The following is a 22,341-nucleotide window of genomic DNA, read 5'->3' on the forward strand; positions in this document are numbered from 1 at the left end:
CTCATGCTGGACCCTTCCAAGGGCTTGGGAACCACATCTCCGTCCCTCTCCGCAATCCCCGAGGCAGGCACCATGATCAAGCGCCATGCAAACCTGCTCATCACGGCGGCCTGCCTGCTGCTGCTGCCGACAGCGCTCTTCGCCATGGGGCTGACTTTGACCTCGGCGACGGACGTGGTCTTGCTGGCCATGGCCTGCATGGCCTTGAATCTGCTGGTGGGCTACACCGGCCTGGTGTCGTTCGGCCACGGTGCCTGGTTCGGCCTTGGAGCCTATGCCGCCGCCCTTCTTCAGCAGCGGCTTCTGCCGGATTTCGGCCTGGTGCTGGCCCTGCCGGCCATGGCGCTGGTGGGGCTTTGCGCCGTGCCCATCGGCTTCGTGGTGCTGCGTCGGCGCGGCGTCTATTTCTCGCTCCTGACGCTGGCCTTCACTGCCCTGCTGTTTTCCATCGCATTCCGCTGGACCGCCCTGACCGGCGGGGAGAACGGGCTCGGCGGAGTGGAGCGGGGCACGGTGCTGGGCCTCAACCTCAACAGTTCACAGAGCTTTTACGCCGTGGTGGCGGGGGTGGTGTTCCTGGTGGTCTATGGCCTGCAGCGTTTCGTGCGCTCCCCCCTGGGGACGGTGCTGGTGGCGATCCGCGAGAACGAGCAGCGCGCCCGCTTCATTGGCTACAACACCACGCGCTACAAGCTCGCCTGCTTTGTCCTGTCGGCGTCGGTGACGGCGCTCGCCGGGGCGCTGACCGCCTTCAACCATCGGTTCGCCTCCGCCGACCCCATCGGGATCAGCTTTTCGGGCGAGCTTCTCGCCATGGTCGTCATCGGCGGCATGCGCAGCTTCCTGGGCCCGGCGCTCGGCGCGCTGTTCTACGTGCTGTTCCGCGAATTCCTGTCCATGTGGACGCCCAACTGGCTGTTCTATTTCGGCCTGTTGTTCGTGGGCTTCATCGTTTTCTCCCCGACCGGTCTTGTGGGGGTGGCAGGGCGCCTGATGGCCCCCTTGCGCAGGCGCCGCGTGGAGGCCGCCGCCATGGGCGGGCGCGCGAGTGCGCAGGTACGCCCCTTGCCGGCAAGCCTGCTGGCCGGTGCCGGTGGCAAGGGGGACGAGATCGTGCTGGAGGCCAAGGGCCTTGTCCGGTCCTTCGGCGGCATTCGAGCGGTGCAGAACGGGACGGTCATCGTCAAGGACCGAACGTTGCACGCGCTCATCGGGCCCAACGGCGCCGGCAAGACCACGGCCTTCAACCTCATCTCCGGTATGTTTGCCCCGCAGGCCGGGGAGATCCGGCTTGCCGGAGGCCGCATCGATGGACTGACGCCCAACGAGGTGTGCATGAGGGGCCTGTCCCGGTCGTTTCAGATCACCAATCTCTTTCCCACGCTCTGCGTCGAGGAAAATCTGCGGCTCGGCGTCCAGGCCACCCACAAGCGACGCTTCGACCCCTGGACCGACGCCCACGCCTTGGCTGACGTGACCGCGGAAACCCGCGCCATGATGGACTTCCTTGGCGTCGCCGGCATGGAGAAGGCGGAGGCGGGCGCGCTCTCCTATGGCGGCCAGCGCCTGCTGGACATGGGGCTCGCCCTCACCTCCCGGCCCCGGGTGCTCCTGCTCGACGAGCCGCTCGCCGGCCTTGCGGCCGCGGAGCGCACCCGCGTCTCAAACCTCATCAAGCAGATTTCGCGCGAGGTGCCGGTCCTGCTGGTGGAGCACGACATTGATCGCGTGTTTGAGCTGGCCGACGCGGTCACCGTGATGGCCGATGGCGCCGTCCTGGTGGCGGGGACGGTGGAGGACGCCCGCTCCAACCCGAAGGTCCAGGAGGTCTATATCGGCTCGGGCGCGGCCGCGCTGGCATCCCGCGATCTGGTCTCCTGCGCCACCGACACCACGCTTCTCGCCTTGCAGAATGTGGATGCCTTCTATGGCAAGAGCCGCATCCTCTCGTCGGTCTCGCTGGAGGCCAGGCAAGGGGAAATCCTGGCCCTGCTCGGGCGGAACGGGGCAGGCAAGTCCACCTTGCTGAAGACCATCACCGGCATCGTGAAGCCGCAGTCCGGCTCGATCCTGCTGGCGGGCGAGGAACTGGCGCGCCAGCCCTCTGCCGTCATCGCCCGGCGCGGTGTCGGCTACGTGCCGCAGGGCAGAGCCCTGTTCCACGGCATGAGCGTGCGCCACAATCTCGAACTTGGAAAGCTGAAGCGCATCACCGGGGCCGGCCATCACTTCTCCGAGGAGGAAATCTATGCGCTGTTCCCGCGCCTGAAGGAGCGCCGGGACCAGCCCGCCGACCTTCTTTCGGGTGGCGAGCAGCAAATGGTCGCGGTGGCCCGCGCGCTCATGGGCGATACCCGCGTGCTGCTTCTGGACGAGCCCTTCGAGGGTCTGTCTCCGGCGGTGACGGAAGAGCTGTTCGATGCCTTCGATACCCTGCGCAAGACGCTGACCCTCATCATCGTCGACCACCACCTCGACGTGGTGCTGAACCTGGCGGACCGGGCCGTGGTCCTGGAGCGGGGCGAGGTGGTGCATGAGGGTCCCGCCCGCCCGCTGGCAAGGGACATCGACCTGCGCCGGCAGGTCCTGTGGCTCTAGCGCCGGTTCCCCGACTTTGAATCCCAAGGCGTTTCAATGTGACGGGGGGATCACAGGCCGGCGGAAACCGGCTTGCGGCCCGGTCCTCCCCGCCACCGCCTTCAGCTTCGATCTCCAGTCCTCAACGAGGCGACATTCATGACAAAGGTTGCAATCATCGGGTCCGGCTTCATTGGTCGCGCCTGGGCCATCACCTTCGCGCGGGCGGGCTTCGATGTGGCGCTGGCGGACCAGGCCCAGGGCGCGCCCGAGGCCGCCCTTGCCTATATCGAAGGCGTCCTGCCGGACCTTGCCAACAATGATCTCCTGATGGGCGCCTCGCCCGAGACGGTACGGCGCCGACTTTGCGCCAGCCCCTCCTATGCGGACGCGCTGGATGGCGCAGACTATGTTCAGGAGAATGCCCCCGAGGATCTCGCGATCAAGCTGCCGCTCTATGCGGAGCTGGACCGGCTGGCGGCGCCGGAGGCCGTCCTTGCCTCGTCCACATCCGCCATCCTGCCCTCGCTCTTCAGCGAGGCCCTGGCCGGGCGTCATCGGGTGTGCGTCTGCCATCCCATCAATCCGCCCTATCTCGTGCCCGCCGTGGAGGTGGTCCCCGCGCCCTGGACCGATGCTGCCACCATCGCGCGCGCTGCCGCCATCATGCGGGAGGCCGGCCAGTCTCCCATCGTGATGCAGCGGGAGCTGGACGGGTTCGTCATGAACCGCCTGCAGGGGGCACTGCTGGAGGAGGCTTTCCGCCTGGTGGCGGATGGATATGCCAGCGTCGAGGATGTGGATGTGGGTATCCGCGAGGGTCTCGCCCTGCGGTGGAGCTTCATGGGTCCGTTCGAGACCATCGACCTCAACGCGCCCGGCGGGGTGGCGGACTATGTCGCGCGCTACCAGCAGATTTACGAGCGCATCGCGCCCACCCAATGGCGCCGCGTGGATTGGGCGGGAGATGTGCTCGGCACGGTGCTCGCCGAGCGCCGGTCGCGCCTGCCGGAAGACGGACTCGCCGCGCGCCAGCTCTGGCGCGATCGGCGGCTGATGGCCCTCGCCGCTCACAAGCGCAAGGCCGAGCGCGACATCGGCCAATGAGGATCAGGGCGCGGCGCTCGGTCGTCCGACCGGCGCCGCCCCGATGAAACCCAGACCCACGGATGGCGAAAATGACTGAAACACAGAGCAACCCGCAGACTTCGGCCCCGGCCAAGCCCCCCCGCAAGGTCATCATCACCTGTGCGGTGACCGGCGCGATCCACACGCCCACCATGTCCCCCCACCTGCCGATCACGCCGGATGAGATCATCACCGATGCGCTCGGGGCGGCTGAGGCCGGCGCGGCCATCCTGCACCTGCATGCCCGCAACCCGCAGACCGGCCAGCCCGACCAGCGCCCCGAGGCCTTCGCCCCCTTCCTCTCGCGCATCAAGCAGGCGACCGGGGCTGTCATCAACATCACCTCCGGCGGCAGCCCCTACATGAAGGTGGAAGAGCGCGTGCTGCCCGCCGCCACCTTCAAGCCGGAAGTGGCCTCCCTCAACATGGGGTCGATGAATTTCGGCCTTTTCCATCTCCTGGACAAATACAAGGAATTCAAGTTCGACTGGGAGCGCCAGCACCTGGAAAACACCCGCGACCTCGTGTTCCGCAACACCTTCAAGGACATCGAATATATCCTGTCCACCTGCTACGATAACGGCACGCGCTTCGAGTTTGAATGCTACGACATCGGCCATCTCTACAATCTCGCGCACTTCCTGGAGCGCGGGCTGGTGAAGCCGCCGCTCTTTGTCCAGTCGGTGTTCGGCCTGCTGGGCGGCATCGGCCCTCACCCCGAGGACGTGATGCACATGAAGCGCACGTGCGACCGGCTGTTCGGCGACCAGTATCGCTGGTCCGTGCTCGGCGCCGGGCGCAACCAGTTGCCCATCGCCGCCATGGCCGCCGCCATGGGGGGCAATGTGCGGGTGGGCCTGGAAGATTCGCTGTGGGCGGGAGCCGGCAAGCTTGCCACTTCCAACGCCGATCAGGTTCGCCTCGCCCGCAAGATCATCGAGGGGCTCGGGCTCGGCATTGCCACACCCGACGAGGCGCGCAGCATTCTGGCGCTGAAGGGCGCGGACAAGACGAACATCTAGGTCGCCTCTTACTCCTCCTGGCAGGCGCTCCCTCTCTTCCAGGCCCCCTCCTTTCCGCCGGCGAAATCTTGCGGCGCGCGGAAAGGCGGATGGCATTGAAGTGATGATGGGGGCGCCCCGGAGCCTGCGGTCAAGGATGGCGTGGCCCCACCGCTCCACCCCGATGACAAACCGCAGGCGAACAGGCACCAGGCCCGGCCCAGATTGACGGCCGGGCCTTCAAGGCCGAGGGGGCACAGGCCCGCTCAACGACCGCTGCTGAGCGAGCTTTCCTTGGCCTGAAGCTGCAGGCGCGTGCGCCGGATATGGGTGGCCAGCAGGTTTTGCACATCGGTGCTGTCCCGCCGCCGGATGGCCTCCATGATGAGCCGATGTTCGCTGTGAATGATCCACTGCCCCTCTTTGCCGATGAGGCGGGAATATTCACGGCGGTAATGCTGGGTCGTATTCCAAAACCGCTCGATCATCGTCAGCAGGGTGGGCATCTGCGCCGACCGATAGCTGAGAAGATGAAACTCACGGTCCAGCCTGAGGAAGTCCTCCACTTCGCTCGCCGCTTCGATCTGCGCGCAGATGTTGGACAGCGTATCGATCGTGGCGGCGTCCATGTGCAGGATGCTCTCGCTGAGCGCCAACGGCTCGATGCGTTCGCGGATCTTATAGACCTCCACACACTCCCGGATGTCGGTCTTTGCGATCCAGGCGCCGCTATTGGGCACGAGGACCACGAGACCTTCACTTTCAAGAGTGCGCAGCGCCTCCCGCACCGGGATGCGGCTTGTCCCATAGCGCTCCGCCAATTCTTCCTGCCGCACGCGCGTGCCGGGGGCATAGAGGCCGGCGAGAATCCCGGTGCGCAGATCGGAAGCGATGGCAACGCCAAGAACTGCGGTGTCTTTTTCCAGGGTTTCAGCGGGGCGGGTTGGCGTCATGTTCGGCTCTATGTGGGTCGCGAGTGGCCATTGAGATAATTGGATACCACGTTAGAGATTGCAACGCTAACGTATCCAAAGATGGTATTATATTATTCCCAATAGCCAATTATGGAGTGATTTTCCGCTCAATCGGATTCCTGTCGTTGACATCGTATCCAATCAACACTATCCCATCATCAAACGGCAGAGATCGTTGGCGAGGGTGGAGATGGATGGGCGGAGCGGGCGCCGTGCGGTTGCGCGGCGGACTGCGTGTCGCCCCAGAGCCTTCCCCTGACCTATGTCCATGAACAGCCGCCTCGGCTTCAGCCGAGGGCACATCATTCCTGACGCACGTTCGGAGGAGCGCCATGCCATGTCTTGAGCAAAGCAGGTCGGATGCCGCCCTGCGCATGCCCGGGCTCCGGGGGCTTGAGCATGTGGGCTTCACCGTCCCCGACCTCAGTCAGGCCGTTGCGTTTTTCGTCAACGTCATCGGCTGCCAGCTGATTTACGAACTCGGTCCGTTCGTCGCGGACGATGACTGGATGGCGCGGCAATTGCGCGTCCACCCCAGAACGGTGATGAAAAAGCTCGCCTTCCTGCGCTGCGGCCATGGTTCAAACTTTGAAGTCTTTGAATATGACGCGCCCGATCAGAACCACGCCCAGCCACGCAACAGCGATGTCGGCGGGCACCACCTCGCCTTCTATGTGGACGATTTTGCGAGCGCCCTCGCCTATCTGAAGTCGCATGACGTCGCGATCTGCGGCGCGCCCATTACCCGGGAGACCGGGCCGAGCGCAGGCCAGACATGGGTCTACTTCCTGACACCTTGGGGCATGCAGTGCGAACTGGTCAGCTTCCCCAAAGGGAAGGGGTACGAACAGGGCGCGCCCGTCAAGCTGTGGCACCCCGCGGATCCGACAGCGTGATCCTTCGCCGTCCGCCCGCCGGAACAGCCGCGGTGGCGCCGAGGTCCGCAGCGCAATCGGCATAGAAAATCGACAAGAATGGAGCGTATCGCGCAGTCGACGACGTGCCTCCACGCCCGACTCGCAAGTTACGCCCCGCCTTGATTTCAGAATGACAAAAACGTCCGGGATTTGGAGTTCCTCGATGGTTCGTTATGCCGATCTTGCGCCGCTGGCGCCGTGGCGGGAGCTGAGCGCCACGCGTGAAGACTGGAACTCTGCCGATCCGGCGCTGCTCGGAACCATGCTCACCTCCATGGTCCTGATCCGCGCGTTCGAGGAAAAGACCCTGGAACTGGCGGGCCGGAGCCTCGTCCATGGTCCCGCACATTCGGCCATCGGGCAGGAAGGGGGAGCCACCGGCTCGGCGGTCATGATGCGCGCCACCGACCAGGTGAATGGATCCCATCGCGCCCATCACCAGTTCCTGGCCAAGTCGCTGCAATTCATCGCCCCGGAAGGTCTTTCTCCCACCTCTGCGTTCTCGTCGGACATCCGCGCGCTGTCACAGAAGACGCTGGCCGAAATCCTCGGCCTTGCGCAGGGCTTTTGCAGCGGGCGCGGCGGCTCCATGCATCTGCGGTGGGCCGAGGCGGGCAATCTGGGAACGAATGCCATCGTCGGGGGTGGCGTTCCCATGGCGGCGGGCGCGGCGTGGGCGCATCGGCGGGCCGGAACGGGGGACGCGGTCTTTACCTATTTCGGCGACGGCGCCGTCAATATTGGCTCCGTGCTTGAGACCATGAACCTTGCCGCAGCCTGGAAGCTGCCGCTCTGCTTCTTCATCGAGAACAATCGGTACGCGGTTTCCACGCGCGTGGACGAAGTCACCGCGGAGACCCGCCTGTCCGCCCGCGGCCTGGGCTTTGGCATCCCGGCCTGGAAGGTGGATGGCATGGACCCGCTCGCGGTCGCGCTGGCGACCGAGGAAGCGCTGGCGGTCATGCGCAGCGGCGGCGGTCCGACCATCATCGAGGCGGATGTCTATCGCTTCTTCCACCAGAATGGCCCCTTGCCCGGCAGCGCCTTCGGCTATCGGACCAAGGAGGAAGAGGCGCAGTGGCGCCAGCGTGATCCCATCGACCTCCTGGCGCGGGAAATGGGGCTGCGGCAGCTCATCAGCGAAGACCAGGTGGCGGCCTTGCGGGAGCGCGCCCGGCAGCTGATGGACGATGTGGCGGGCGAGCTGGTGGAGCGCTCGGACAAGACCTGGCGCATCAAGCCCACGCTCTGGCCCTCCACCGACTTCCGCGACTTCGGCGTGCGCGGCGACCTGTCCGAATTCGACGGCGTCCGCACCGAGGAATTGGAGACGTTCAAGGGCGCCATTACCCCGCAGGCCAAGTTCATCGACGTGGTCGCGGACGTGATGCAGCGGCGGATGCAGCAGGACGACGGCATCGTGGTGATGGGCGAGGATGTCCATCGCCTCAAGGGCGGCACCAACGGGGCGACGCGTGGCCTCAGCGAGGCATTCGCCGGCCGCGTCCTGGGCACGCCCATCAGCGAGAATGCCTTCGCGGGACTTGCTGGCGGCATCGCCATGGACGGGCGCTACACCCCCGTGGTCGAATTCATGTATCCCGACTTCATGTGGGTGGCCGCCGACCAGATCTTCAATCAGATCGGCAAGGCGCGGCACATGTTCGGCGGCACCTCCGATGTGCCGCTGGTGCTGCGCACGAAGATCGCCATGGGCACCGGATACGGCTCGCAGCACTCCATGGATCCGGCCGGCATTTTTGCAACGTCCGTGGGCTGGCGGATCGTCGCCCCCTCGACACCGTTCGACTATGTGGGGCTGATGAACAGCGCCCTGAAGTGCAAGGATCCGGTGCTCGTCCTGGAGCATGTGGACCTGTACAACACGCGCGGGCCTGCCCCCGTGGACGATCTCGATTACTTCATCCCACTGGGCAAGGCGAAGGTCGTGCGCTCGGGCTCGGCCGTGACCATCATTACCTATCTGAACATGGTCCAGCCCACCCTCGACGTGGTCGAGCGCCTCGGGGTGGACGCGGACGTGATCGACCTGCGAAGCCTGGATCGCGCCGGTCTCGACTGGGACACGATCGAAGCCTCCATCGCCAAGACCGGCAATGTGCTGATCGTCGAGCAGGGCTCCATCGGCACCTCCTACGGCGGCATGCTCGCCGCGGAGATCCAGAACCGCTGCTTCGATGACCTGGACCAGCCGGTGCAGCGCGTTCATGGCGGCGAAGCGTCCCCCAGCATTTCCAAGGTGTTGGAGGCGGCGGCCTGTGCCGGACCCGCCGAGATCGAGGCCGGTGTCAGGAAGGTCATGGCCGACCAGGGGCGCGCCCTGTCGTGACCTGGCCGTTCGCCCATCGCTTGGTCGCCAGCAAGGCAGAGACGTTCCCATGCCGCACGACATCCTGATGCCCGCGCTCTCCGCCGGAATGGAGGAGGGTCACCTCGTCCGGTGGCTGAAGAGCGAAGGCGAAGCCATCTCCCTTGGCGAGGCCATCGCCGAGATCGAGACCGACAAGGCCCTGATGGAGCTGGAAGCCCCCCATGCGGGCATCCTCGCCTCCATCCTGGTGGGGGACAATTCGCAGGGTGTCCCCGTCAACACCCTCATTGGCATGATCGCGGCCGAGGGCGAGGCCCTTCCGCCCAAAGGCACCGCCGGGCCGGATCATCCGGCGCCGGTGCCGGCGACGACGCCTGTTGCGGCCGCGCAGGATGCCCGTGGCGCCGGGGTCGTTGTTCAGACCCGGTCCGAGCCTCCCCCTCCCCGCAAGGTGAAGGCGTCTCCGCTCGCCCGGCGCTTCGCCGAGATGCACGGGATCGATCTGCGGACGATCAAGGGAAGCGGCCCCGGCGGGCGCGTGGTGCGGCTGGACGTTCTGGCCCAGCGCACCAGCGCCCCCCTTGATGCCCGTCCAAGCATGGTCGCCGTCCCTGAACCGGCGCCTGCGGCGGCGCCACCCCCTGCCAGCCCCGCCGTCGCGGCGCATGGCCTGCTGAACCATGCCTGGCTGCGCCGCGGCGAGGGCGATCCCATCGTCCTCCTCCATGGCTTTGGCTCCGACCATGGCGGCTGGCGCCCGTTCCTGGCGGGCGCCGCCACGAACCGGCCTGTGCTGGGGGTGGACCTGCCCGCGCACGGCGGGTCTCTCGCCCATGTGGCCCGCGATTTTGACGCCATGGTTGACCTCGTGGAAGCCACGCTCCTCGGGCTCGGCCTCCAGCGGCATGACCTTGTGGCGCATTCGCTCGGGGCGGCCGTGGCGACCGCGCTGGCGGGCCGCGGGCAGCTTGACGTGCGCTCCCTCTTCCTCATCAGCCCGGCTGGTCTGGGACCCGACATCAATGGGGCCTTTATCGAGGGCCTCGGCCGGGCGCGGTCCGAAGCCAGCCTCGGGCCGTGGCTACGGGAACTTGTGGCGGACCCGAGCGCGCTCGGACAGGGTTTCGTGCGCGCCAGCGCCGCCGCGCGGGAAGATGACGGGCTGGTCACGGCCCAGAACGCGCTCGCATCCGCACTTTTTCCGTGCGGGACGCAGGCCTTCAGCGTGCGCCGGCAGCTTGAGAACCTGTCCATCCCGGTCGCGGTGGTCTTCGGCCTGAAGGATCGGATCATCCCGGCCCGCCATGTGCGCGGCCTGCCCGGTCCCGTCGCGCTGCACCTGTTCTCCGAAGCGGGGCACATGCCGCACCTGGAGATGAAGGCAGACATCTGGCGCCTCTTGAACCATCACCTGCGCTAGGCGCGAGCGGCTACGTAAGACGAGCGTACATCTCTAAATAAAACAGGGAGGATCCTATGACTATGCTACGGACCATCACCGCGTCGGCCATGCTTCTGGCGTCCACAGCCGCATTCCAGCCGGTCGCGGCCGAGCAAATGAAGATTGCCCTGATCGAGACCCTCTCGGGACCGCAGGCCTCGACGGGCCTCCTCTTCAAGGCGGCCACCCGCTACCAGATCGACAAGATCAACGCCGCCGGCGGCTGGGCGGGAGAGCCCATCCAGTTGATCGAATACGACAACCAGGGCGGCCCGGTGGGTGCGGCGGACAAGGTCAAGGCGGCCATCGCCGATGGCGCCCGCATCATCGTCCAGGGGGCCTCGTCGGCGGTTTCGGGACAGATCACGGAAGACGTGCGCAAGCACAATATGCGCAACCCCGGGAAGGAGATCATCTTCCTGAACGTGGGCGGTGAAGCGCTTGAGCTCACGGGCGCCAAGTGCCACTTCTATCACTTCCGCTTCAACAGCAACGCCCCCATTCGGGTGAAGACGCTGGTCGAGGCCATGAAGGGCGCCGGCATTCTCGGCACCCGGGTTTATTCCATCAACCAGAACTATTCCTGGGGCGTCGACATGGAGAATGCCATCGTGGCGGATGCTCCGCTCGGCGGCTACCAGGTGGTTGAGAAGACCCTTCACGACGTCTCCAAGATCCAGGACTTCTCGCCCTATACCGCCAAGATCGCCGCCGCCAATGTGGATACGGTCATGACCGGAAACTGGTCGAACGACCTGCTTCTGCTGATGAAGGCGGCGAACGGAAGCGGCCTGAAGGCTCGGTTCGGCACCGCCTTCCTCGATCAGCCCGGCAATATCGCCAATGCCGGAGACGTGGCCATCGGACACGTGGTGGCCCATCCCTTCAATGCGGAAGCCGGTGGTGAAGTCAGCGCCACCTTCGTGGAGGACTACAAGGCTAAGACGGGGCACTACCCTGTCTTCATCGAGCCCCAGACCGTCTTCGGCCTGGCCATGTTCGGCGAGGCCCTCAAGTCTGTGAAGGCGCCGGACGGCAAGATCGACGCCACCGCCATCGCCAAGGCCATCGAGAACACCAAGATCACCTCCCCCATGGGCGAGATGACCATGCGGGCGGCCGATCACCAGGCGCAATTGCCGATGGTGGCGTCCATCGTCTCGGAAGACGCAAAGTACAAGGTGGATGGCACCCGTCTCGGCTTCAAGCCGCTGAAGCTGTTCACCGCGGCCGAGGTCTCCTCTCCGGTCCAGGCGGACTGCAAGATGGTTCGGCCGAACTGATCGGCCGGACATCCGATCAAAACATAAAAACGGGGGAGTGCGTCAACGATCATGTCGCCAGCGCACTCTCACATCTAGCGTCAGCCGGGGACTGAAATGGAACATCTGCTTGTCTCTGTGTTGAACGGGGCGATCTATGGTCTCCTCCTGTTCATGGTGTCAGCCGGACTGACGCTGATCTTTGGCATGATGGGCGTGCTGAACTTCGCCCATGCCTCCTTCTATATGCTCGGCGCCTATTTCGCTTATGCCTTGCAGGGCGTTCTGGGCTTCTGGCTGTCCGTCCTCGTCTCGCCGCTCCTCGTGGGTGCCATCGGCGTCATCGTGGAGCGCTACTTTCTGCGGCGGGTCCACCGCTACGGACACGCCCACGAGCTTCTGCTGACCTTTGGTCTGTCTTTCATCATCGCAGAGCTGATCAAGCTGTTCTTCGGCAACTTCCCGGTGGACTACCGCATTCCGGCGTCCCTGAACTTTGCCGCGTTCGACATCGGGGGCGTGGCCTATCCGGCCTATCGCCTGCTCATGGGCGGCGTGGCGGTGTTCATGTTCATCGTCATCTATCTGCTCTTGAGCACCACGCGCGTCGGGATCGTGGTGCGGTCGGCCATATACCGGCCGCGGATGGCGGAAGCCCTGGGGCACAACGTGCCGCTGGTCTTCATGGGCGTGTTTGGCGTGGGCGCGGCTCTGGCCGGCTTGGCCGGATCGGTGGCGGGCGCCTTCTACACCACCAATCCGAACATGGCGCTGGAGCTGGGGGTCATGGTGTTCGTGGTGGTGGTCATCGGCGGTCTTGGGTCGCTGGAGGGGGCGATGGTGGCATCGCTGCTTATCGGCATCGTCACCTCGCTTGCCGTGGGCATCGATGTCAGCGCCGCGGAAATCCTCGCGCTGGTGGGGCTTGGCGATTGGGCGCGCGGTGTCGGCGGCCTCTTGACGCTGCAGGTCTCAAGCCTGGCGGCAACGATCCCCTTCGCACTGATGCTGCTCATCTTGCTGGTGCGCCCGTCGGGACTGTTCGGTGAAAAGAGCTGACTGCGATGAACCTGAAAATCACCTCTATCCTGGTCGGCGTCGCGGTGCTGGTTCTTGCTCCAGCCGTGTTGACCCCGTCTCTGATGAACGCTGCCATTCAGATGCTCATCGCCGCGCTTTTCGCGTCGGCCTTCAGTCTGCTGTGCGGGGGCGCGGGCCTGCTGTCGTTCGGCCATGCCGCCTATTTCGGCATCGGATCGTTCGCGACCATCCATGCCATGAACGCGCTGGGCGGTAACGGGCTTCTGCCCACCCCCCTGCTGCCGCTGGTGGGCGGATTGTTCGGGCTGGTGAGCGGCATTCTGGCCGGCTGGTTCGCGACCAAGCGGACGGGCGTCTATTTCGCCATGATTACGCTGGCACTGTCGGAACTTCTGCATGCCCTGGCCCCGCATCTGAAGGGGATCTTCGGCGGCGAGGCCGGCATTTCGTCCATGCGCAGCCCGGCATGGGGCATAAGCTTCGGCAGCAATGTGGATGTCTATTACCTGACGCTCGCCTGGGTATTGTTGTCCATCGGCGCCTTGTACCTTTATACGCTGACCCCGGTTGGCCGCCTGACCTTGGGGTTGCGGGAAAACGCGCACCGGCTCCGCTTCCTTGGCTACAACGTCCACTGGCTGAGCGTGTTCGTCTTCTCCGTCTCGGCGATGTTTTCGGGCATAGCGGGCGCGCTTCAGGCGATGAATATTGAAGCCGCCAATTATGTCGTCCTTGATGCGCAGCTCTCGGCCACGGTGGTCCTCAACAGCTTCATCGGCGGCGTGAAGGTCTTCCTTGGACCAGCGGTCGGCGGGGCCTTGATGACCTTCTTCGGCTATGCCGTGTCGGACATGACCCGCTCCTGGCTGCTCTATCAGGGGCTGTTGTTCGTGGTGGTGATGATGTTTCTGCCAGAGGGCATCGTCGGCGAGATTTTCCGGGGCCTGAAGAGCGGTGACCTGAAAGTCTTGCGGCGTCCCCGCGTGGGTCTGGTCGGCGCCATCGGCTGCCTTGCGATCGTCGCCGGAACGGTGTGCGGCATCGAGCTGGCTCAGCGCTTCTTCTCCAGCGACTACAGGGCGCTGGCGGTGTCCGGGGGCTGGCCTCCCATCAGTTTCCTCGGCCTGCAATGGTTCCCCTTCTCCTGGCAGACGTGGACGGTGCCCACCCTGCTTGCGGGCATCGGGATTGTCTTGCTGCGCCTTGCGGTGCGCGGCCATGACGCCGCCAAGGGAGAACGGGCATGACGAACCCGATTTTGTCATTGCATGAGGTCCGCAAGTCCTTCGGGCCGACCGAGATCATCCGGGGCGTCAATCTCGCGATCACCGAGGGCGAGCGACACGCGGTCATAGGCCCCAACGGCGCGGGAAAATCAACGCTGTTCCACCTCATCTCCGGGCAGTTCGCGCCCTCGAGCGGGCGCATCCTGCTCGAAGACCGGCAGATCCAGGGCATGGCGCCCAACGAGGTGAACCGCCAGGGGCTCGCGCGCTCGTTCCAGATCACGAACATCTTTCCGGGACTGACCGTCTTCGAGAACCTGCGGCTGGCGGTGCTGTGGCGGTTCAAGATGGAGTTCGTGGTCTGGCGGTTCGTGGCCCGGGCGCGCGCCGTGACCAACCTTGTCGACGAATTGCTGGAGCGGGTGCGGCTGACGCACAAGGCCGGTACGCAGGCCAGCGAACTGTCCTACTCCGAGCAGCGTTCCCTTGAGATCGGGATGACCATCGCCTCGGACCCGAAGGTCATCCTGCTCGACGAGCCCATGGCCGGCATGTCGCACGAAGAGACGGAATACACCGTCGGCCTGATCCGTGAGATCAGCCGCGGCCGCACCTTGTTGATCGTGGAGCACGACATGGATGTTGTCTTCTCCTTGAGCGATCGGATCAGCGTTCTCGTCTATGGCGAGATCATCGCCACCGGGACCCCGGCGCAGATCCGCTCCAATGCCCTCGTCAAGGAAGCCTATCTGGGCGAGGAGGCCAGCCGATGACCCAGCCTGGACCCGCGGTGCTCAGCGTCGAGGAGCTTCACGTCCACTATGGCAAGAGCCATATCCTCCACGGCGTGAATTTCCATATCGAACGGGGTGAGGTGGTCAGCCTGCTCGGCCGGAATGGCTCGGGGCGGTCGACGACGCTGAAGGCGATCATGGGCCTCGTGCCTCCCACCTCCGGCCACGTGCGGCTGCAGGGGCGCGACCTTGCCGGCGCGCGGCCCTATATGATCTGCCGCAGTGGCATTGCCTATGTTCCCGAGGAGCGGGAGGTTTTCCTCAACCTGACGGTGGACGAGAATCTGCGGATGGGCGAGCAGCGCGGTCAGGACAATGCCCCGCGTTGGACCGTCGAGCAGATGTTCGACTATTTCCCGCGCCTCAAGGAGCGCAGGAATACGCGGGCGGGGAGCCTGTCGGGTGGCGAGCAGCAGATGTTGACCATGTGCCGCTCGCTGCTTGGAAACCCCTATGTGATCCTCATCGACGAGCCCACCGAAGGCCTCGCGCCGAAGATCGTCACAGTGGTCGGCGAGGCCATCACGGACATCAACCGGCGCGGTGTCGCGGTGCTTTTGGTGGAGCAGAAGCTGACCATCGCCCTGAAAGTGTCCCAGCGTGTCTGCGTGATGGGCCATGGGCGGATCGTCTTCGAGGGCGCGCCCGGCGATCTCACGTCCAACCCGAAACTGATGGAAGAATGGATCGCGGTGTGAGCCGCGCCATCACGGCGCTGCTCGTCCCGCCCCCCGCGCCCCGGTTGCCCCATAGCCGGATGCCCCTCGAGAGGCGCTCGCGGTGAAGGATCATCAGGGAGACGACCTTCGGCAAACGGCATCCGCCGCGCCCGGGGTCGTCCCGCCTCTCGGCCTGGAAGCGAAAGAGGAGAGGATGATGGTGAAGCTGAAGGATGCCGGTCTCCTGCGGGACGCATGTTTCGTGGCCGGGACCTGGGTGCGCGCGGACAGCGCGATCGATGTCTTCAATCCGGCCACGGGCGCCAAAGTCGGCAGCGTTCCCGATCTGGGCGCAGAGGAGGCGCGCGAAGCCATCGCGGCGGCCAATGCCGCCTGGCCGGCCTGGCGGGCGCAGACCGCCAAGCAGCGGGCCGCCGTGTTGCGGCGCTGGTTCGATCTCATCATGGCCAACCAGGAAGACCTGGGTGCCATAATGACCGCCGAGCAGGGCAAGCCGCTGGCGGAGGCCCGGGGCGAAATCGCCTATGCCGCGTCCTTCATCGAGTGGTTTGCCGAAGAGGGCAAGCGTGTCTATGGCGACATCATCCCCGCGCCGGTCCAGGGCCAGCGCATCGTCGTCACCAAGGAGCCCATCGGGGTCTGCGCGGCCATCACGCCCTGGAACTTCCCGGCGGCCATGATTACCCGGAAGGCGGGTCCCGCGCTGGCGGCCGGCTGCACGATGGTGGTAAAGCCGGCCTCGCAGACCCCCTTGACGGCGTTGGCGCTGGCCGTGCTGGCAGAGCGCGCCGGCGTTCCCGCCGGTGTGTTCTCGGTCATCACCGGCTCGTCCCGGGCCATTGGCAGCGAGATGACCTCCAATCCGCTGGTGCGAAAGGTCACCTTCACCGGTTCGACGGAAGTCGGCCGGCTGCTGATGGAGCAATCGGCGCGCACCATCAAGAAGGTCTCGATGGAACTGGGTGGAAACGCCCCCTTCATCGTCTTCGATGATGCCGATCTTGATGCCGCCGTCGAAGGCGCCGTGGCCTCCAAATATCGCAATGCTGGCCAGACCTGCGTCTGCGCCAATCGGCTTTATGTGCATGCGCGGGTCTATGATGCCTTCACGGAAAAGCTGGCCGCGGCGGTGGCAAGCCTGAAGGTCGGCGACGGCACGCAGGAGGACGTGCGGATCGGCCCGCTCATTGATGCCAAGGCGGTCGAGAAGGTCGAGGAGCACGTGCGCGACGCGACCGCCAAGGGCGCGCGCATTGTGCTGGGCGGTGGGCGCCACGCCCTCGGGCATTCCTTTTTCCAGCCGACCATCCTGGCGGATGTGACACCGGACATGCTCGTGTCGGGGGAAGAGACCTTCGGCCCCCTGGCGCCTCTGTTCCGCTTCGAGACCGACGACGAAGTGGTGGCGCTCGCCAATGCCAGTGAATTCGGCCTTGCCAGCTATTTCTACTCGCGCGACCTCGGCCGCGTGTGGCGGATTGCCGACCGGCTGGAATCCGGCATCGTCGGCGTCAATACGGGCCTGATTTCCAACGAGGTGGCGCCCTTCGGCGGCGTCAAGCAGTCCGGCGTGGGGCGCGAGGGATCGCACTACGGCATCGAGGACTATCTCGTGGTCAAGTACATCTGCATGGGCGGGATTTGAGGGGGCATGCGCCAATGACCATCAACGGCAACACACGGGTCGTCGGCATCCTGGCCGACCCCATCGGGCATGTGCGCACGCCCCAGCTTTTCAATGCCTCCGTCGCGCGCCAGGGGCTGAATGCGGTGTGCGTTCCGTTCCATGTGAAGCCAGACGGGCTCATGCGCTTCCTGGACGGTGTCCGGCAGATGGAGAGCCTGGCCGGGATCATCGTGACCATCCCCCACAAGGAGAGCGTCGTTGCGGCCTGCGATGAGCTCTCCAACGCCGCACGCCTGGTGGGATCGGTCAATTGCATCCGGCGGGAGGAAGACGGGCGGCTGGTGGGCGGCAATTTTGATGGAGAGGGGTTCGTCGCCGGACTGAAAAGTGCGGGCCACGACGTGAAGGGCCGGCGCGTGTTGCTGCTGGGGGCCGGCGGGGCCGGAAAATCCATCGCGCTGGCCATTGCGCGTGAGGCCCCGTCGCAGTTCGTCATCCACAACCGCACGCCGGAGCGCGCGGTGGAGACCGCAGAGCGGATCCGCCGCGCGCTGCCCGGCGCCTCGGTGAGCGCAGGTCCCGATGACCCGGCCGGCTTCGACCTGGTCATCAACGCCACGGCCCTGGGGCTGCGCGACGGAGAGCCGCTGCCCCTGGATCCCGCACGCCTTGGGCCGGACACCCTGGTGAGCGAGGCGGCCATGCGGGACGGCGACACCGCCTTGCTGGCTGCCGCGCGGGCGCGGGGCTGCCGGGTCCATCACGGCCAGCACATGCTTCTGGGCCAGATTGTCAGCATCGCCACCTTCCTTGGCCTGCCGCTTTCGGCCGACGCCGTCGATAAAGGCATTCTGCCGACCGGCTAGAGCATGCGTGAGGCGATTCACCGATCAGATGGATTCGATCTGATCGGATCGCGCTCGACGCGCACATCCGCGCGACGGGGTGCGGTTCGCGTCGGCAAGACGCCTGGAAACAAGAGGATCGAGCGTTTCCGGCGGCCGGGCTGCCCGGTGGCAAGATCAATGGAAATGGGATGAAGGCAGTTACATGATGTCTCACGGTCGGAACGCCGTTATCACCGGCGGCGGCGCAGGAATCGGACGCGCCATCTCTCTCGCCCTCGCGCAGGCGGGCCATCATGTCTGCATCATCGACCTGGACGAGGCCGCGGCCGCGGAGACCGCGCGCCTCATCACGGCCGCCGGCGGAGGGGCCGCCCCATTCATCGGCTCGGTCCTGGATTACGCGGAAGTGGTTGACATGTTTGACCGCATTCAGCGGGACCACGGGCGCATCGACGTGCTGGTCAATAACGCCGGCGTGAGCGGCAATAAGCCCACTCTGGACCTCACCGAGGCGGACTGGAACAGGACGATCGGGGTCAATCAGACCGCCGTGTTCTTCTGCGCCCAGCGGGCGGCCCATGTCATGCTGACCCACGGCGGGGGAGCCATCGTCAATATCGGGTCCATCTATTCCCTGGTCGCGGCACCGAACCGGCTGCCCTACTGCGCCTCCAAGGCCGCCGTCGCCATGATGACCAAGTCCCTGGCCATTGAATGGGCCGAGCACGGGATTCGGGTGAACTGTGTGGCGCCCGGCTATGTTGAAACGGCGCTGGTCCACAAGCTGCAGGAGGAAGGCCGGCTGGACCTGGAGGCGATCCGGGCCCGGACTCCTCAAAAACGCCTCGCGACCCCCGATGATATTGCCCGGGCCGTCCTTGGATTCTGCGATCCCTTGAATGCCCATGTCACGGGGCAGGTCCTGGCGGTTGATGGCGGGTGGACCGCCTATGGCTATATCTGAGGCTTGAGACCGGCCGGTCCGCGCCATCGTCCCTTCAGGCGGTGGCGCGGGTGACGCCCGCACCATCGGTGAGGCCCAAAGCCGCTCGCGGCAGTTCGGTGTGAATAATTTGCGCGACAATCCGCTCCTTCGCTCGTCTAGCTAGGAGGGAGCCGTGCGGGCTCCCAAGAGCAGGAGCCCCGCGGGTGAACGAAGACGGCCTCCCATGCGCCACCCGTGGGGCGGCGGTGCCGACCTTGCCCCCCTCCCTCAGGTCGCAGGCAAGGGACGCGATGATGCCGGCCAGCACGCTCAGGATCTGGGCCTTCATCCACACCTGGACCAGCCTGGTCTGCACGGTCTTTCTGCTGCTCATCTGCCTCACCGGCCTGCCGCTGATCTTTCACGAGGAGATCGACCACTGGATCGATCCGCCTCCCGCCCCTGCGCAAATGCCGGCCGACATGCCGCACCTCCAGCTCGACCGCCTGGTGGAGCGGGCAAGGGGCATGTATCCGGGCGAGGCCATCGTTTCGCTGTTCAAGGACGATGAAGAGCCCGAGGTGGTGGTGTGGATGGCGCCATCGTTCGCCGCGATCGAACAGGACCCGCGGCTGGAACATTTCATCCGCTTCGATGCGCGCAGCGGAGAGGTGATGGAGCAATCCCAACCGATCGAGCATCAGCGCACGGGCTTCATGACGCTCATGCTCCGCCTCCATGTGGATCTGTTCGCGGACCTGACCGGCAATCTGTTCCTGGGGGCGATGGGCCTCCTCTTCGTGGCCGCGCTCGTGTCCGGGATCGTGCTGTACGGCCCCTTCACGCGCAAGCTTAAGTTCGGTGCCGTACGCGCCACTCGCGCGCGCCGCACCCGCTGGCTCGACCTGCACAATCTGCTGGGCATTGTCACCGCCCTGTGGGTGCTGGTGGTCGGCGCGACCGGTGTCCTGAACGAACTGGCCTCTCCCCTGTTCGACCTGTGGCAGCGCACCGAGGTGCGCGCCATGCTGGCGCCATGGCAGGGCAAGGCGCCACCCGCGCCGCAGGATTTGGCCTCGGTGCAGGCCGCGTACGACAGCGCGAGCCGCACGCTGCCGGACATGCATGTGGTCACCGTCATCTACCCCGGAAGTCCGTTCGGAAGTCCCCATCATTATCTGCTGTGGGCGCACGGCAGGACGCCCCTGGCCGAGCGCCTGTTCAGCCCGGTGCTGGTGGATGCGCGAACCGGCGAACTGACGGCTGTGGTCGAGATGCCTTGGTACCTGCGGGCGCTGGAAATTTCCCGCCCGCTGCATTTCGGCGATTATGGTGGCCTACCGCTCAAGATCATCTGGGCGCTGCTCGACCTCGTGACCATCGCCGTGCTGGGAAGCGGCCTCTATCTCTGGCTCTCGAAGCACCGCCGCGCCGCGCCCTCTGGGCACACGCGTCCTCAACGCCCCGCCGCCCGCCTGCCGGAGGCGGCGGAGTGAAGGGACGTGCTGCGGCCTTCTGGGGACAATGGGGTTGGCCGCTGGGCCTCGCCCTTCTCACCGCGTTCGGCCTGGTCTCCGCCTTGCTGGGCGAGGGCGGCATCTGGTGGGTCCTGTCCTGGATCGCGCTCGGCGTCCCGCTCCTTGTCGCGCTCTGGCACATGCTTTGCGCCAGATATCGCAGAGCCGGGCGCCAATAAGGCCGGACGGCTCAACCAGTTGAAATGTCCGATATTTCGCAACGCCATGGAGAGCACGGATCGGGCCCGCCCGACGCGCCTTAGAATCGATATAAATCATTGGTGTTGCAAGGGAATTTCATACTACGCTAGATCACACCCCGCGATGCGGCACGCTCTCTTGGAAGGGCATGCCGGCGCAACCGGCCGTCCTTGAAACGAGCGACGGCTGCCAAGGCATGGACGGCACCGGCACGACCGGAGGGTGGGGCTTCAGTGGGTTGGGATCTCGCCACATTGTTCAAACGGCACGCCAAGGACATCGCCCAGGCGCTGCGCCGGCGCGGCCTGACGGCGGACATGGCGGCCGACCTCACCCAGGACACGTTCGTCCGCGTGCTGGTGTCCCCGCCCGCCGAGACTGCCCCGGTGAGCAACCCCACCGCCTATCTCTTCCGGGTGGCCCGCAACCTTTCCATCGACCACCTGCGGCGCGAGCGGCTGCTGAACCGGGTGGACCTTGGGACCGAGGGCTTCGAGGCGCTCCTCGATCCCTCCCCGTCCCAGGAGGCGGCGGTCTATGACAGGCAGAGGCTCGCCTTGACCGCGGCGGCCCTGGCCGAACTGCCGGAAAAGACCCGGCGGGCCTTCGAGCTGCACCGGATCGAGGAGATGACGGTCGCGGAGGTGGCGGCGGAGCTTGGCCTGTCCCGGTCGCGGGTCTGGGCCCTGGTGCGGGAGGCTTACGAGCACATCGACCTGCGCCTGAACGGCCTTTGAGCGGCGCGTTTCAGGACGCTGAACATGCGCGCGTGCCGTTCGTATAGTGATAGGAAGCCCGCGACCCCTGCCACCCCGGTAGCCCGCCTGCACGAGGGATGTCCATGAGCGAAGTGCCGGAAGAGCGCCTGCTGTTTCGGGAAGCCGCCGACCTGGCCATCCGCCTGCAGAATGATCCCGCCAATTCCGTTTCGCTCGACATGGTCCGCGCCTGGGCCGCGCGCAGCCCCGCGCATGCCGCCGCCTGGGCGCGGGTGGCGCAGATCCACGGCATGACCGGCAAGGTCCTCGCCGATCAGCGCAAGACGACCGACGACCCCCGCTTGCCCACACGCCGCACCCTCGTGATCGGCGGCGTCATCGGCCTTGGTGCCGCAGCCGCGGGCGCCTGGCTCGGCCCCGAGGCGATCCGCCACGCCCGCGCGGACCAGGCCACATCCACGGCCGAGATCCGGCGCGTTGCGCTCGCCGATGGCAGCGTGGTGACGCTCGGCCCGGACAGCACGGTGGCGATCCGCTTCTCCGACGACCGGCGGGAGGTCACGCTCCTCGACGGCATGGCCTTTTTCGAGGTGGCGCGCGACGCCGCCCGGCCCTTCTCGGTCCTGTCGGGCTCGGTGTCGGCGACGGCGATCGGCACGGCGTTCGACATGACCAGCGATGGCGGCTCCACATCCATTTGCGTCGACCGGGGGGTGGTGGAGGTGCGCGCGCCCGACGCGCTGCTGGCCTCAGGCACGCGCCTGACCGTCGGCGACTGGATCACGCTCGATCCCGCCTCGCACAAGGTCTCCCGCGGCGTGCGCGATTCGTCCCAGATCGCCGCGTGGCGGGAGGGCATGGTGATCGCGGACGGGGAGACCGTCTCGGCGCTGGTGGCCAAGATCGCCCGCTGGCAGCCCGGCCGGGTGGTCATCGCCGACCCCTTCCTCGGATCGCGGGTGGTGAGTGGCGTGTTCGACCTGACCAACCCCACCCGCGCCCTAGAGGCGGTGGTGCGTCCCTTCGGCGCGAAAGTGCGCCGGATCGGCCCCTATGCGACGGTGATTTCGCCCCTTTGAGAAAAAAGCGTGAGAAGTGCAGGAGGTTTTCGACCTCCGCTCGTAAGGCCCA

19 protein-coding genes are annotated in these 22,341 nt (G+C 65.9%); 18 read left to right on the forward strand and 1 reads right to left on the reverse strand.

Going from position 1 to position 22,341, the window contains the following annotated elements; genetic code table 11:
• Positions 1-72: 72 nt before the first annotated feature.
• From ACT54L_RS01875 to kce, 3 genes are all read left to right on the forward strand, one after another.
• Positions 73-2,598, forward strand: a complete 2,526-nt coding sequence (locus ACT54L_RS01875) for a branched-chain amino acid ABC transporter ATP-binding protein/permease (RefSeq protein WP_476083838.1) — start codon at positions 73-75, stop codon at positions 2,596-2,598.
• A gap of 138 nt (positions 2,599-2,736) precedes the next feature.
• Positions 2,737-3,684: a 3-hydroxyacyl-CoA dehydrogenase gene (locus ACT54L_RS01880; RefSeq protein ID WP_476083839.1), complete on the forward strand. Its 948-nt coding sequence runs from the start codon at positions 2,737-2,739 to the stop codon at positions 3,682-3,684.
• Positions 3,685-3,755: 71 nt separating this feature from the next.
• Complete coding sequence (gene kce / locus ACT54L_RS01885; RefSeq protein WP_476083840.1) at positions 3,756-4,727, forward strand: 3,5-dioxohexanoate:acetyl-CoA acetone transferase; 972 nt, start codon at positions 3,756-3,758, stop codon at positions 4,725-4,727.
• A 245-nt stretch (positions 4,728-4,972) separates the two neighbouring features.
• On the opposite strand, the gene ACT54L_RS01890 is transcribed toward kce, so the two are convergent.
• Positions 4,973-5,659, reverse strand: a complete 687-nt coding sequence (locus ACT54L_RS01890) for a GntR family transcriptional regulator (RefSeq protein WP_476083841.1) — start codon at positions 5,657-5,659, stop codon at positions 4,973-4,975.
• A 353-nt stretch (positions 5,660-6,012) separates the two neighbouring features.
• Between ACT54L_RS01890 and ACT54L_RS01895 the strand changes: the two genes are divergently transcribed.
• The 15 genes from ACT54L_RS01895 to ACT54L_RS01965 all read left to right on the forward strand — a co-directional run bounded on the left by ACT54L_RS01895 (position 6,013) and on the right by ACT54L_RS01965 (position 22,289).
• Positions 6,013-6,576, forward strand: a complete 564-nt coding sequence (locus ACT54L_RS01895; protein WP_476083842.1) for a VOC family protein — start codon at positions 6,013-6,015, stop codon at positions 6,574-6,576.
• A gap of 184 nt (positions 6,577-6,760) precedes the next feature.
• On the forward strand, positions 6,761-8,947 hold the full coding sequence (locus ACT54L_RS01900; RefSeq protein ID WP_476083843.1) for an alpha-ketoacid dehydrogenase subunit alpha/beta: 2,187 nt from the start codon (positions 6,761-6,763) through the stop codon (positions 8,945-8,947).
• A 49-nt stretch (positions 8,948-8,996) separates the two neighbouring features.
• Positions 8,997-10,349 (forward strand): acetoin dehydrogenase dihydrolipoyllysine-residue acetyltransferase subunit, encoded by a 1,353-nt coding sequence (locus tag ACT54L_RS01905; protein WP_476083844.1) that lies wholly within the window; start codon positions 8,997-8,999, stop codon positions 10,347-10,349.
• Positions 10,350-10,405: 56 nt separating this feature from the next.
• The gene (locus tag ACT54L_RS01910) at positions 10,406-11,653 is read left to right on the forward strand and encodes a branched-chain amino acid ABC transporter substrate-binding protein (protein ID WP_476083845.1); all 1,248 of its coding nucleotides are present in this window, start codon (positions 10,406-10,408) and stop codon (positions 11,651-11,653) included.
• Between the two features lie 96 nt (positions 11,654-11,749).
• The gene (locus ACT54L_RS01915; RefSeq protein WP_476083846.1) at positions 11,750-12,691 is read left to right on the forward strand and encodes a branched-chain amino acid ABC transporter permease; all 942 of its coding nucleotides are present in this window, start codon (positions 11,750-11,752) and stop codon (positions 12,689-12,691) included.
• A 5-nt stretch (positions 12,692-12,696) separates the two neighbouring features.
• Positions 12,697-13,920, forward strand: coding sequence for a branched-chain amino acid ABC transporter permease (locus ACT54L_RS01920; protein ID WP_476083847.1), 1,224 nt, complete (start codon positions 12,697-12,699; stop codon positions 13,918-13,920).
• Entirely contained in the window at positions 13,917-14,672 is a 756-nt protein-coding gene (locus tag ACT54L_RS01925) for an ABC transporter ATP-binding protein (protein WP_476083848.1), read from the forward strand. Before ACT54L_RS01920 ends, ACT54L_RS01925 begins: the two co-directional genes overlap by 4 nt.
• Positions 14,669-15,391, forward strand: coding sequence for an ABC transporter ATP-binding protein (locus ACT54L_RS01930; protein ID WP_476083849.1), 723 nt, complete (start codon positions 14,669-14,671; stop codon positions 15,389-15,391). The genes ACT54L_RS01925 and ACT54L_RS01930 overlap by 4 nt, the downstream gene beginning before the upstream one ends.
• 178 nt (positions 15,392-15,569) lie before the next feature.
• Complete coding sequence (locus ACT54L_RS01935) at positions 15,570-17,018, forward strand: NAD-dependent succinate-semialdehyde dehydrogenase (protein ID WP_476084400.1); 1,449 nt, start codon at positions 15,570-15,572, stop codon at positions 17,016-17,018.
• Between the two features lie 14 nt (positions 17,019-17,032).
• A complete protein-coding gene (locus ACT54L_RS01940; RefSeq protein ID WP_476083850.1) occupies positions 17,033-17,866 on the forward strand; it encodes a shikimate dehydrogenase family protein in 834 nt (277 codons plus the stop codon).
• A 79-nt stretch (positions 17,867-17,945) separates the two neighbouring features.
• The gene (locus tag ACT54L_RS01945; protein ID WP_476083851.1) at positions 17,946-18,812 is read left to right on the forward strand and encodes an SDR family NAD(P)-dependent oxidoreductase; all 867 of its coding nucleotides are present in this window, start codon (positions 17,946-17,948) and stop codon (positions 18,810-18,812) included.
• 275 nt (positions 18,813-19,087) lie between these two features.
• The gene (locus tag ACT54L_RS01950; protein WP_476083852.1) at positions 19,088-20,269 is read left to right on the forward strand and encodes a PepSY-associated TM helix domain-containing protein; all 1,182 of its coding nucleotides are present in this window, start codon (positions 19,088-19,090) and stop codon (positions 20,267-20,269) included.
• Entirely contained in the window at positions 20,266-20,469 is a 204-nt protein-coding gene (locus ACT54L_RS01955; RefSeq protein ID WP_476083853.1) for a hypothetical protein, read from the forward strand. Before ACT54L_RS01950 ends, ACT54L_RS01955 begins: the two co-directional genes overlap by 4 nt.
• A 276-nt stretch (positions 20,470-20,745) precedes the next feature.
• Entirely contained in the window at positions 20,746-21,228 is a 483-nt protein-coding gene (locus ACT54L_RS01960) for an RNA polymerase sigma factor (protein ID WP_476083854.1), read from the forward strand.
• 104 nt (positions 21,229-21,332) lie between these two features.
• Entirely contained in the window at positions 21,333-22,289 is a 957-nt protein-coding gene (locus tag ACT54L_RS01965; protein ID WP_476083855.1) for a FecR family protein, read from the forward strand.
• Positions 22,290-22,341 lie beyond the last annotated feature (52 nt).

This window comes from Aquabacter sp. DMC10 (assembly GCF_056314145.1).